Source organism: Aquella oligotrophica (genome assembly GCF_002892535.1).
In the GTDB taxonomy this organism is placed as follows: domain Bacteria; phylum Pseudomonadota; class Gammaproteobacteria; order Burkholderiales; family UBA11063; genus Aquella; species Aquella oligotrophica.
In genome coordinates this window covers 2,494,110-2,507,317 of sequence record NZ_CP024847.1, presented here as the reverse complement: position 1 = coordinate 2,507,317, position 13,208 = coordinate 2,494,110, and the positions used below count along the sequence as shown (strand labels likewise).

General features: G+C 36.9%; 9 protein-coding genes. 5 read left to right on the top strand and 4 right to left on the bottom strand.

From position 1 onward, the window contains the following. Positions 1-4: 4 nt before the first annotated feature. A complete protein-coding gene (gene thrA / locus CUN60_RS11415) occupies positions 5-2,461 on the bottom strand; it encodes a bifunctional aspartate kinase/homoserine dehydrogenase I (RefSeq protein WP_222593266.1) in 2,457 nt (818 codons plus the stop codon). 173 nt (positions 2,462-2,634) lie between these two features. Between thrA and CUN60_RS11410 the strand changes: the two genes are divergently transcribed. The 4 genes from CUN60_RS11410 to CUN60_RS11395 all read left to right on the top strand — a co-directional run bounded on the left by CUN60_RS11410 (position 2,635) and on the right by CUN60_RS11395 (position 8,139). Then, positions 2,635-3,285, top strand: coding sequence for a M48 family metallopeptidase (locus CUN60_RS11410; RefSeq protein WP_102952162.1), 651 nt, complete (start codon positions 2,635-2,637; stop codon positions 3,283-3,285). A gap of 71 nt (positions 3,286-3,356) precedes the next feature. Beyond that, positions 3,357-4,136: an inositol monophosphatase family protein gene (locus CUN60_RS11405; RefSeq protein ID WP_102952161.1), complete on the top strand. Its 780-nt coding sequence runs from the start codon at positions 3,357-3,359 to the stop codon at positions 4,134-4,136. A gap of 9 nt (positions 4,137-4,145) precedes the next feature. Further along, the gene (gene mutS, locus CUN60_RS11400; protein WP_222593265.1) at positions 4,146-6,719 is read left to right on the top strand and encodes a DNA mismatch repair protein MutS; all 2,574 of its coding nucleotides are present in this window, start codon (positions 4,146-4,148) and stop codon (positions 6,717-6,719) included. After that, complete coding sequence (locus CUN60_RS11395) at positions 6,694-8,139, top strand: cation:proton antiporter (RefSeq protein ID WP_102952160.1); 1,446 nt, start codon at positions 6,694-6,696, stop codon at positions 8,137-8,139. Before mutS ends, CUN60_RS11395 begins: the two co-directional genes overlap by 26 nt. A gap of 201 nt (positions 8,140-8,340) precedes the next feature. Here CUN60_RS11395 and CUN60_RS11390 read toward each other — a convergent pair whose 3' ends face one another. The 3 genes from CUN60_RS11390 to lpxK all read right to left on the bottom strand — a co-directional run bounded on the left by CUN60_RS11390 (position 8,341) and on the right by lpxK (position 12,318). Next, on the bottom strand, positions 8,341-8,778 hold the full coding sequence (locus CUN60_RS11390; protein ID WP_102952159.1) for a VOC family protein: 438 nt from the start codon (positions 8,776-8,778) through the stop codon (positions 8,341-8,343). A 189-nt stretch (positions 8,779-8,967) separates the two neighbouring features. Further along, entirely contained in the window at positions 8,968-11,277 is a 2,310-nt protein-coding gene (locus CUN60_RS11385; RefSeq protein WP_102952158.1) for a beta-N-acetylhexosaminidase, read from the bottom strand. Positions 11,278-11,295: 18 nt separating this feature from the next. Next, positions 11,296-12,318 carry a tetraacyldisaccharide 4'-kinase gene (gene lpxK / locus CUN60_RS11380; RefSeq protein WP_102952157.1) on the bottom strand — a complete coding sequence of 341 codons (1,023 nt, stop codon included), beginning with the start codon at positions 12,316-12,318 and terminating at the stop codon, positions 11,296-11,298. A gap of 177 nt (positions 12,319-12,495) precedes the next feature. On the opposite strand from lpxK, the gene CUN60_RS11375 reads away from it, so the two are divergent. Next, the gene (locus tag CUN60_RS11375; protein ID WP_102952156.1) at positions 12,496-13,005 is read left to right on the top strand and encodes a lactoylglutathione lyase family protein; all 510 of its coding nucleotides are present in this window, start codon (positions 12,496-12,498) and stop codon (positions 13,003-13,005) included. Positions 13,006-13,208 lie beyond the last annotated feature (203 nt).

Genomic DNA, 13,208 nt, shown 5'->3' with positions numbered 1-13,208 from the left:
TATATTAATACAGATATGAAGTTAAGCGTAGTAAATCAGCAAATACACCAGCGGCAGTTACTTCTGCTCCAGCACCCGGGCCTTGAATTACCATTGGACGACTACTATTGTAACGTGAAGTCTGGAATATTAGGATATTATCAGTGCCATTTAAGCGCGCTAGTGGGTGTGATTCAGCTACCGACTGAATTGCAACAGTAATTTTGCCATCTTCATGGATTTTACCAGCATAGCAAACTTTTTCATTATTAGCTTTAGCTTTGGCTGCCATTTCCATGATAGTTCCATCAAATTCTGGTAAACGAGTTAGAAACTCATCTATAGAACAACTACGTAGGGCTTCTGGTACCAGATTAGTAACCTGAATATCAGATAGTGAAACACTATAGCCACTTTCACGGGCAAGACAAACTAATTTACGGGCAACATCCTGACCAGATAAATCTTCACGTGGATCTGGTTCGGTATAGCCTAATTCTCTGGCTTCTCTAACTACATCTGAGAATATGCGACCTTTACCAAGTTCATTGAAAATAAAGCTTAAAGTTCCGGATACTACACCTTCAATCGTAACTACTTCATCACCAGTTTTAACTAAATCTTGAAGGGTGCTGATTACTGGTAATCCAGCACAAACCGTTGCTTCATATAGATAATGACAGCCTTTTTTATGTGATGCTGCCATAATCTGGCGATAATAATCAAGATCACCTGCATTAGCATGTTTATTTGGTGTAATGATATTAATGCCTTTATTGAAGAATGATAGATATTGTTTGGATAGTTCATTGCTTGCGGTACAGTCAATAATTACTGCATGCGGAATGTCATCGCTTAGTAAATGTTCAATGAATTTATCTAGATCAGCTTCCGTTGCATTTTCTTCAAAATTTGTTTTCCAGTCGCCATCAAGTGCATTCTCAGCAAGAATCATTTTTTTACTACTCATGATTCCACGTAAGCATAAGTCAACCTTGTTTTTAGCTTTTACTGAATCTCGTGCCGCAGCAATCTGATTTAGTAATGCAGCACCAATTCCGCCCGGTCCAATCAAGCCAATCGCAATTGGCTGATCCGCTAGATAAAAACTAGCGTGCGCAGCTTGCAAGGCTTTATTAATATCTTTACTATCAATAACGGCTGAAATGTTGCGTTCTGAAGATCCTTGCGCAATTGCCCGGATATTGATATTAGCTTTTGCCAAAGTATCAAAGAATTTACCAGCAACTCCTGGACTACCAATCATACCATCACCAACAGCAGCAAGAATTGCACAGGTTGTATCAGCGGTTACTTTATTAATCTGTCCGGTTTCAATTTCAAATTGCAAGTTAGTATTTAATGCTTCAATTGCTTTGGCTGCAAATTTATTCGCAATTGCGATACATAGTGAATGTTCAGAACTCGCTTGAGAGATCAGAATTACCGAGATATTACATTGTTGCATAATCTGGAAGATTCGTGCGGCACTGCCAGAAACTCCAGCCATACCTGCACCTTCAATATTTATCAGCGCAATATCATCTACATATGTAAGACCCTTGATTCCGTGTTCAGATTTGGTTGAAGTGTGTGAAATATACGTTCCAGGCGCAGCTGGATTATAGCTGTCTTTAATATAAATAGGAATATTGTCATCTTGAGCCGGAGCAATAGTCATTGGATGAAGTACGCTCGCCCCAAAATATGCTAATTCAAGAGCTTCTTTGTATGAAAGAGTATCAATACAGAAAGCATTTTTTACTTTAGCTGGATGCGCAGTATAAATTCCGTCAACATCAGTCCAGATAATTAATTCGATTGCATGGAATAATTTAGCAAAAATCGCGCCAGAGAAATCACTACCATTGCGTCCAAGAGTAGTGCGTTTACCTTCAGGTGTTGAAGCAATAAACCCAGTTACAACTAGCTGATCAAATTTTTTATCTTGAAAGTAATTAATCAGTGCTGCTTCACTACGTTCCCAGTCGATGCAAACTACACCGTCTTTTTTGTATGAGTATAATACTTTAGTTGCATCAAGATATAAAGTGTTTGTACTTAATGCTAAGTAGGCTGTCAAAATTTGTGCAGACCATTGTTCTCCATAGCCAAGAATAAAATCTTGAATGTCTGTAGAATAATTACCAATCTGGCTAACGGTATTAAATACATTGGCAATAGTTGCGAAATCATGCCCAATTACCTGTAATAAATCCCCACGTTTATTGTCTGGCAATAGACTTTCTATTATGATCTGATGTGATTTCTCAAGTGCCGCTAGCTCTTCTTGCCAAGCTAACCCATCGCGGGCATTATCCATTAATAGTTGTAGTTTTGAGGTGGTGCCTTTTGTAGCTGAGACCACAATAACTTCTTTTGTGCCGGTTAAGATTTTTTTGACTTCAACGAAGCGTTCAGCATTGGCTACGCTTGAGCCACCAAATTTATGTACAGTGTAATAACGTTTGATCAGTTCCACGGTAGTGTCCTATCTATTTTTGCTAAATGGAGTTATTTTAAACGCGTAATTATATCATTTATCAGTTGCTTATGAGGGCTAATGGTTAAATTATTTTGCAATGCAATATAACGGGAATTACGGGTGTCAGATAGTTATGGCCATAGACAAGCTACATCAGTTATAATTGCGAAATGGAATATGAAATTATCAAATCAAAACGTAAGACTATGGCTATTAGTATTAATCATGATGGTATGGTGGTCATAAGAGTTCCGTTTCAGGCAACTACTAATAACATAAACGACCTTATTCAAAAATATCAGCATTGGATTGACAAAAAACTTGCTGAAGTTAGGAGTAGAAAAAAAGATACTGGGGTGATTTATTTTCTAGGTGAGACTTATTCCTTGGTGTTATTGGAAGGTGATTCTCCAGCGGTTCAAATTGTAGCAGATACAATCAGAGTTTATGGCTATTCTAAAGAGGAGCATCAGTTAAGATTAATTAACTGGTATAAAGAGCAGGTAAAAAATATCGTACAACCATTAATGGTAAAATACCAGAATTTGTACGCTCTTAAACCCGAAAAGGTGAAAGTAACTAAAGCTAAGGGGCGTTGGGGAAGTTGTAGTAGTAAGGGGACAATTTCGTTTAGTTATCGACTTATAATGCTTCCACTATTTGTGATTGAATATATTGTAGCACACGAGCTTGCACATCTGAGAGAGTTAAATCATTCTCTGCATTTCTGGACACTGGTTGCTAACATTTATCCAGAGTATAAAATGGCTGAGAAATGGTTGAAAAATCATCGCTACCTTTTGGCTGATTTATTTATTTGAAGTAAAAGCCATGGCATCATCTGCGGTATAATACTGGGTTAAAAACTGATTTTAGAATACAAAGGATTAGCATGTCAGGCATATTGAATATTGCGGTACAGGCTGCATATAACGCAGGTAATATCATTCAGCAAGAAAGTAAAAATATTGGTAGACTCAAAGTGGATCGTAAGGGACACAATGATTATGTAAGCGAAGTTGATAAAAAAGCTGAACAAATTATTATCAATACCATTCTAAAAGCTTTCCCAGATCATAATATTCTTGGTGAAGAAGAGGGGAATATTGATAATGGTTCAGACTTTACTTGGATTATCGATCCTTTGGATGGGACTACTAATTATTTACATGGGCATCCACAATATTCAATTTCAATTGCTGTAAAGCATCAAGATAAAATTACTCATGCGGCAATCTTTGATCCAAATCGTAATGATATTTATACTGCTGAACTAGGTAAAGGTGCTCGCCTAAATAATGGGCGGATTCGAGTATCTACGACAGCAAACTTAGCGGATAGTTTATTGGCAACTGGATTTCCAACTTACGATATGAGTTTACTTGATAAATACATGCCAATTTTTAAGGAAATGCTTTTATCTACCTCAGGTCAACGACGTGCTGGTTCAGCTGCGCTTGATTTAGCTTACGTTGCAGCTGGTATGGTTGATGGCTTCTGGGAATTTAACCTAAAGCCATGGGATATAGCAGCTGGATATTTATTAGTTAAAGAAGCTGGTGGATTGGTTTGCGACTTTAATGGTGGTCAAGAGATGCTTGATAGCGGTAATATTATTGCGGCTAATCCTAAATTAGTTAGCCCAATTCTTAAAATTATCCAGAAATACTAAATCCAATCAATGAGTGCTACCGATATAAGTAATCATACGCCAATGATGCAGCAGTATTTGCGCATCAAGGCAGATTATCCGGATATGCTGTTATTCTACCGGATGGGTGATTTTTACGAGCTATTTTTTGAAGATGCGGAGCTTGGTTCCAGATTGTTAGGAATTACGCTAACTCAGCGTGGTTCATCTGCTGGTACGCCGATAAAAATGGCGGGAGTCCCATTCCATTCTGCTGATCAGTATCTGACTAAAATGGTCAAGCTTGGGCAATCGGTAGTTATTGTTGATCAGGTAGGTGAAGTTACTGGGAAAGGACCGGTTGAGCGTAAAGTTACTCGTATCATCACGCCAGGAACACTCACTGACGAAACCCTTCTAAATGATAAAGAAGATAACCAGATTTTGGCGATCTATCAGAAAAATAATCAATGTGGTCTTGCTTGGATATCACTTAGTGGTGGTAGTTTTCTGATTAGTGAATGTGTTGCTAGTGATCTCCAGAATCAAATCGAGCGGATTCGTCCTGCGGAAATAATTGCCAGTGAAAATTTGATTAAGCAGCTAAAAATTATCCGTCCAAATCTTGCCTATAAAATTATTCCCGAATGGCATTTTGAATATGATCTGAATTTACGCCGTTTGTGTGAGCATTTTTTAGTAAATGATCTCGATGGTTTTGGGATTAGTCATTATCATCAAGCTATCATAAGTGCGGGTATTATCCTTGATTATGCCAAACAAACACAAAATAATCAGCTACCACATATTAATAGTGTTATTTATGATAATCAAAATGATTATCTGATTCTTGATGCAATCTCACGAAAAAATCTTGAGATTAGTGAAACTATTCGTGGTGAAAAAGCTCCGACATTATTTTCTGTAATGGATCAATGTGCTTCAACAATGGGTAGCCGCTTACTTGATAAATGGTTAAATAATCCATTGCGTGATCATAAAGAGATTCGTGCGCGGCAGGAAGCTGTCAAAGTACTTCAGGAAAATTATAACCAGATACATGGTGTATTAAAACAGGTAAGTGATATTGAACGTATCAGTTCGCGTATCGGTCTAAGAACTGCTCGCCCGCGTGATTTATCCGGGTTACGTGACTCTTTACAGCTGATTCCACAGCTTGGGTTTATTCGTGAATATTGCTCGATTAGTCTGATAGCTGAAATTTATGCTAAATTTAGCGAGGTAAGTCAAGAGATTTATTCTTACCTCCTTGCCGCAATAAAGCCAGAACCAAAATTATTGATTCGCGAAGGTGATGTGATTAATGAGGGTTACAACCCTGAATTAGATCGCTTACGAAGTATCAATACTGATGGTAGCCAGTTTATTCTTGAATTGGAAGCCAAAGAGCGTGAACGTACTGGGATTGCCAATTTAAAAGTCGAATATAACCGTGTGCATGGATATTTTATTGAAATTTCGCGTTCCAACCTAGATAAAGCCCCGGTTGAATATCGGCGTACCCAAACTCTCAAAAATGCTGAGCGATTTACGACTCCAGAATTAAAATCTTTTGAAAATGAAGTTTTAGCCGCAAATGACAAGGCGTTGGCACTTGAGAAAAAAATTTATGAAGAAATTCTTGATTTTCTAAATCAACATCTTAGTCAGTTGCAGCAATTAGCCGATGCAATAGCAACACTCGATGTTTTAGCTTCGTTTGCCAAGGTAAGTCTTCTGGGTAATTATTGTTGCCCAGAACTCATTAATCATCACCAGATTCGTATTGATGATGGGCGACATCCGGTTGTCGAAAAACAGATTGATCAGTTTATTGCCAATAGCATTAATGTAGATGATACTAGTAAATTTCTAATGATTACTGGTCCCAATATGGGAGGTAAATCAACTTATATGCGGCAGGTAGCAATTATTTGCCTTCTTGCGCATTGTGGTTGTTATGTTCCGGCAACTAAAGCTGTAATTGGGGTAATTGATCGTATATTTACCCGAATTGGTGCATCAGATGATTTATCAGGTGGCAAATCAACCTTTATGGTTGAAATGTCTGAAACGGCAAATATTCTGAATAATGCTACTAGTCAATCACTCGTAATTATGGATGAAGTTGGGCGTGGTACTTCCACTTTTGATGGCTTAGCACTTGCTTATGCAATTGCGCGCTATCTAATCGAAAAATGTGCTGCTTATAGTCTTTTTGCAACTCATTATTTTGAATTAACCGATCTTGCCAATCACTATGCTAAAGTCGCTAATGTTCATCTAAGCGCAGTCGAACATAAAGATCAGATTGTATTTATGCATCATGTTGAATCAGGGCCTGCTGCCAAAAGTTATGGAATACAGGTTGCTTCACTTGCTGGCGTGCCAAAGCCAGTTTTAGCTACGGCAAAAAAATATTTGCAACATCTTGAAGATGGAAGTGAAAAACAAGCTAAACTCGACTTATTCAGTATTGATGCAGCACTTACAGATGAATATCCTAGTTCACTTAGCCCAAATGAAGAAGCTGTGCTAAGTAAGCTTAGGCAAGTTGATCCGAATGATTTAACCGCAAAACAAGCACTGGATCTTCTTTATGAACTTCAGCAAAAACTACGTTAATCAATTTGTATGGTACGCTCTTGGATTGCTATTAGACACAAAGATAGTTACAAGAGGCTGCCTGATTACTCTATTTCTCTTCATTTCATTAAAAAGCTTTGCTAGTTCAACTGCTAATACTAATACTTCAGGGACAGTTGATTTTACTCCCGCAATTTATCTGTGGCTTGCTTTATCAATATTAATGTCGCGAGGGTTATCAATTGTCAAAAAAATTGGTTTACCAGTAGTTACTTCGGAAATTCTTGCTGGGATAGTTCTTGGACACCTTTATTTATTTGGTATCACCACATTTATCGGCATGAATCACAATGAAATTATCCAGTTTCTGTCTGAAATAGGTGCAATGATTCTGATGTTTGAAATCGGTCTTGAGACTCAAATAAAGGATATCAGCAATAAACTGGTTTCTGGAATGAAGATTGCTTTATTTGGCACGGTTCTTACTTTTAGTGGTGGGTATTATCTTAGTGCTTTTTTCTATCCGGATATGACTACCGATAGTCGAATTTTATTAGGTGTTATAACAGCTGCAACAGCAACGGGAATCTCTGCTAAAGTTTTTAAGGATCTAAAGATTCTTGGCAGCCGGGAAGTGAAGTTGGTACTTACTGCTTCATTGATTGATGAAGTACTAAGCATCTTATGTTTTGCGATAGTTTCTGGTGTACTAATCGCAGGTAATATTGAAATAGAAACATTAATCACTATTACAGCAAAAATTACAATGTTTTTCCTCCTTTCGATAACTTTAGGTACACGGTTGACACCTTTATTGACAAAATTGTCAGTGAAGATTCATGCCGGTATTAGTATGAAAATTGGCTTATTATTTTTTATCTGTACTCTTTATACTTGGCTTGCTAGTATTCTTGGCGTTGCTCCGGTTATTGGTGCTTTTATTGCTGGTCTGGTTATTGATCCTGAGCATTTCAAAAATTTTTCACAAGCAAAGTTTTTGCGTGAATTAAAGTTGATTGCCAATCATACCAGTGACGAAAATACCAAGGTCCAGATATTGAAAACTGTTCATGCACAGGAAACTAGATCACTTGATGAACTTATTAAACCCTTGTCTAATATCTTTGTCCCAATATTCTTTACTTACATTGGTTTGATTTTTAAGCTTTCTGACCTTACGAAGCCAAGGGTAGTTTTATTTGCTATTTCATTGTTAATAATTAGTCTGATCGGGCGAATTATCAGTGGCTATAGTGAGAAGGAAAAGCTTAATAAATTATTAGTTGGGCTTGGGATGACACCTATTGGAGAAGCTGGTCTTATTTTTGCTGTAACAGGTCATCAGCTGGGTATCATAAATAATGATATTATGTCAGCAATTGTACTTGCTGTTGTTTTGATTACTATCATTACACCAATTCTTATCAAAATTTCCTTAAAATCAGGACGTCTTAGTTAACAGTGATTTGCCATATCCTTGCTTTTTAGATTGGAAAAATATAATCAGGTGGTGGAAATAGAAAACCGCATTGAGGAAGAAACTAATGCGGTTTTATTTTTTTAGTCAAGAATAGTTATAGACTAAACGATTATTATATCGGATTTTATCTAATTGTGTAGTAGCGCTGCACAATTATTGAATTACTGGCTTGTGTTGCGATTAATTTTGTGGGTAATCGTAATTTACCATCCACTGAATGCCAAATTTATCGGTTAACATGCCAAAGTAAGCATTCCAGAAAGTTTTTTGTAATGGCATGCTTATAGTCCCTCCAACAGCCAAAGCTGCAAAAAGCTTATCTGCCTCAGCTTCGTTGTCGGGAGTAATGCTGATAGTAAAATTATTCCCTGCTACAAGTTCTTGGCTTCTACATTCAGGTATAGAATCTATCGTATCAGACGCCATTATTGTCTGACCATTAGGCAAAGTTAATGATGTATGCATTACTTTATTCTGGTCAGGTTCTGGTAATTTCTCTCCTTCTGGCATATCCTTGAAGCGATGTGTTTCTAAATTACCACCCAAAGCCTGTTGATAAAAATTAAATGCTTCTTCCGCATTACCTTTGAAAGTCAAATAAACACTAACTGCTTGCATAATAAACTCCAGAGAAAATTAATATTTTAGATTGTAACATCAGTTAAATAACTCATATTACGCAGATAAGCCATTTCAGAGGTATAAAACAAATTTTTCCTCATGGCGGACGGGTTCAAAACGACGAACCAGTCCGCAAAATCGTTAAAATTCATTTTATACCTCTGAAAATTAAATACATGGGTAAAATCAGTTACACAATAATGGTGCTTCAAGCTTGATTCCATTTGGATAGCCACGATAGATTATACTATAGGTCTGATTTAAATAAGCCAAAAATCCGGTCTTACCACAGCCAAGCCTACTTGCTAATGATTGCCATTGTGGTTTTGCACTGGCATAGCTAGAGTACGACCATGCAGCTTCAGCTAGCCCGGCAATTTTCGGGAATGCCATATATTGTAGCTGGCTATAACTTGGGATAATATCTGTCCAAAGTGCTCCTTCGATACCCAAAATCTGTTCAGGGTGTTTAGTACTTTTAAGCGTCTTGGCAACTGGATTGACTGAACTTAATAAGGCATTGGTATCACTGAATTTAGTATCACCATAAAACCCGGGTTCATGAATATCTGCATTATAGGTCATATTCATATATAGATAATCAGAATAATCTAGGACAACTGGATAATTGGCATTAGCAAGTTTAGTTGCAATAGCTGACGACTTCACCGAGTAGTTATTCCATACCCAGACATGACCAACATCATCGTTAGCTATGGCATTACTGTTATTTACATTGCCATTTTTATCAGTAAGAAACTCATGCCAGCCAGATAGTTTCAATTTATTTACTTTAGCATCGTCGTTTAGCATACCTAAGAAATAATGTTCTTTTTCGGTTTCTGACATGCTATTCCATGGTGAAACCTGACAGGACGGAGCATCTTTCCAAGTACCTTTAAACACTTCATCACCACCGATACTCACTTCATTATTTGTGGCATAAAGGGTCGTTTGGTTACTAAATAAACTAGCTGTATCATTGAGGATGCCAGTAATAGCGCTAGTAAATTTTTTACCAAGTTTAGTACTACTACCATATGCGCAGACCGGGATACTATCATCGCCGTAGCCAGCATATTCACTATGATCTTCCGGTTCATAGAATGCTTCGGGCATTGCTTTCATCATTGCGCGCGAATGCCCCGGGATGTCAATTTCTGGGATAATGGTTATTTGTCGGGAGTTGGCATACTTTATCAAATCGCGAATATCATCACTTGAATAGCTGCCACCATAATCGCTATCCGCAGTTGCAACTTTTTCATCTTTGCTGGTTTTACCAAGGTTTTTCTGTGGGAATGCTATAGGACCAATTAATTGTCCATAACCACGATGACTAGCTTTTTTTGCCAAATCCGGGTAATTGTCAAGTTCTAGTCTAAATGCTTCATCATCAGATAGATGCAAGTGTAGAGTATTTAGTTTGCTAGTAGCCATTACATCAATAAAGTTTTTTAGCTCTTTAGGTGTGAAATAATGCCTAGCAACATCAAGCAATATTCCGCGATATTTAAATTTAGGTGTATCAAGAATTGTCATGCTTGGGATAGCTGTATTTTTAAACCATAGCTGGCGAAGACTTTGTAAGGCATAAAAAAATCCGGCAGCATTACTGGCATTAATAGTAATTGCTTTTGCTGTAATTTCGATATCATAGCCTTCTGGATTTTCCATTTTGCTATTGCTTACTTTATTTAGAATGATTCCAGAGGTGGCGTCTTTAGTATCTATATCTGGTGTTAAATCATGATCCTGCTTTAACGCTTGTTGCCAGAATTTTAGTTGCTCTTTATCTAGTTCAGCTAGATTATGAATTGCCAGATTATCATCGAGAATAAACGGATTACTACTATTAATTGCGGTAACTTGGGTTGGCATGGGAATAATATTAACAATCGGCTCTGTAGTATCAGAATTACTCCAGTTATTACTGATTCGTTTTTGGTTTGCTACTTGATTTTGTTTATTGGTCGCTGATGTTAAGTTATAGCTAGCATAATTTGTCGCTAAATTAATCACGCTATCATCATCAGTAATAAAGAAATTTTGCGGAAATGAGGCGTAATTTTGTGGACTACTTGAGCTATTATGCAAGAGGCTAATCTGGTATTTTTTGCCTTTTTGTAGCGGATATTTTCCTTGTGGTTTGACAATCGTTGTAAATACAGTACTTAAATCTGGATCAGTAAATTTGGCTTTTTGGTAACTAAGTGGAGCGCATTGATTGGTATTATCACAAATTTTCATAGTCAGATTTAGATTACTTTTGCTAGTTTTACGAAAATTTCTTGGCATATAAAAACCAAATTGCCAATTATCAATATCCTTATAGTTATTGATTAGACTGACATTGATTGAAAAATTAGTTGGTTTATCTCCTGTTTGCGGACCAACGATTACCTGCTTTATCTGTAATTGGCTGCTACTCGCGGCGTTGGCATAGCCTATTCCTGTACTAATAGCTAAAAGCAAAAGTTTTTTCTGTTTATTCATGTTTATCCTGATCCTTATTTATTGGTGCTTAACTAGGCTGACTATTTTATCAATTAGTGATTCATCGCTTAGTTCTGCGCTGACATTTGCTACCCAGATTTGTTTATTTTTAAATTTCGCAAGTTTGGTATAGTCTTTTTCTGTAGTTATTATCGTGTAATTATCTGGAATATCACTAATCACATAGTCATGGTGATCGGGTAATGATTTAACTTTACAAAAATTTACCCCTAGGTCTTTGAGAAAGTAATAAAAGCGTTGTGGATTGCCAATTGCTGCCATCGGTAGAAGCTCGCTAATTTTATTCAGTTCTTCAACTGTGGTTACTTTATCCAATACTGGATTATAAAAATTGATAAAGCGCAGTTCCTGATAAATTACTGGTTTACCATATTTAGTCAAAATTTTATTTAACTGCTCTTGATTATGTTTACCATTAATCGCAAAATAATCTATTGTTTTTAGCCTAGACATCGGCTCACGCAATGGACCAAGCGGCAGCACCTGTTGATTACCAAGAATGCGGCTACTATCGATCACGCATATTTCGAGATCTCGTTTTAGGTAATAGTGTTGCATGCCATCATCGGCGAGGATTAACTGTATCTCTGGATATGTAGCTAGAAGTAGCTTGGCTGCTTCTACACGCTTACTGCCAATAGCTACCTTAAAACCAGCTTGAGCATAAATTAGCGCTTCATCACCAACTAGACTACTGTAATCTTCAGGCAAAACTATTCTGGCATCTTTGCTGCTACCTTTATAGCCGCGTAAGATAATTCCGGTATTTATTCCGCGCTGATTTAGTTCAGTTGCGAGCATCTTAGTTAATGGTGTTTTACCCGCACCACCAACACTGATATTACCTATTATTACTACTGGCACAGGTAATTTGCTTGATTTTTTCAAGCCTAATTTAAATAACAACCAACGTATCCTGACAATTAGTTCATAAATCAGGCTAAAAGGAAACATTACTACGCCGATTATAGGGTCAAATTTGCTGTACCAGTGGCTTTCAATTATTGTTTGTAATTTCATGGGTGCTTGTTAGATTAATAGTTGCAGTATTTTATCAATTTGTTGTCAACTGTTTGGATTTATTTCTTGTCAGATGATAGAAATTAGTAAAACATTCTTGAAGCTTATTTGACTTTAGTTTAAATAGCTGCTAAATTTACTCTTTCAAAAATTTTTGCAATATAAGGAAGATAATCGATGACGCAGCAAACATATCCTAGAGCCTTTTCGCATATCGGTATAACTGTTCCAGATTTGAACAAGGCAGTTGAATTTTACGAATCCGTATTGGGGTTTTATATCATAATGCGCCCAACCGAAGTTCTTGAGGATCCAAATACCGCAATTGGAATAATGTGCCAAGATGTTTTCGGTGCTGGTTATGGTAAGTTTAGAATAGCACATATGTCAACATCAGATAAAATAGGTATTGAATTATTTGAATTTCCTCAAACAAAAGATCTGCCAAAACCTGAATTTAACCCATTCAGAACGGGATTATTCCATTTTTGTGTTCAAGATCCTGATGTTGAGGGATTGGCAGCCAAAATTGTTGCCGCTGGTGGCAAACAGCGTATGCCTGTCAGGTATTATTATCCAGATGAAAAGCCTTATCGGATGGTTTATTGCGAAGATCCATTTGGCAATATTCTAGAAATTTACTCTCATTCTTATGAGTTGCACTATGCCGCAGGAGCTTATAAATAAGCAGCTGGATTTAATGGGGTGGAAATGAAACAGAATACCAGCGACTAGCTGGTTTGTTTTATTAAATTTTAGATAATATCTATCATAAAAAGTTAGTTAGGTACAAAAATACTAACAGATTCACCTTTCTTAATGTTTGAGTAGAGAATTGTTGTCATAATGATTTTTGCGCTACTCATTTGACTCTCATATAAATTTTGTCT

Bases quoted from the DNA above. Each gene is read 5' to 3' on its own strand.
- CUN60_RS11410 (WP_102952162.1), top strand. From the start codon at position 2,635: ATGGAATATGAAATTATCAAATCAAAACGTAAGACTATGGCTATTAGT.
- CUN60_RS11405 (WP_102952161.1), top strand. From the start codon at position 3,357: ATGTCAGGCATATTGAATATTGCGGTACAGGCTGCATATAACGCAGGT.
- mutS (WP_222593265.1), top strand. From the start codon at position 4,146: ATGAGTGCTACCGATATAAGTAATCATACGCCAATGATGCAGCAGTAT.
- CUN60_RS11395 (WP_102952160.1), top strand. From the start codon at position 6,694: ATGAACTTCAGCAAAAACTACGTTAATCAATTTGTATGGTACGCTCTT.
- CUN60_RS11390 (WP_102952159.1), bottom strand. From the start codon at position 8,778: ATGCAAGCAGTTAGTGTTTATTTGACTTTCAAAGGTAATGCGGAAGAA.
- CUN60_RS11385 (WP_102952158.1), bottom strand. From the start codon at position 11,277: ATGAATAAACAGAAAAAACTTTTGCTTTTAGCTATTAGTACAGGAATA.
- lpxK (WP_102952157.1), bottom strand. From the start codon at position 12,318: ATGAAATTACAAACAATAATTGAAAGCCACTGGTACAGCAAATTTGAC.
- CUN60_RS11375 (WP_102952156.1), top strand. From the start codon at position 12,496: ATGACGCAGCAAACATATCCTAGAGCCTTTTCGCATATCGGTATAACT.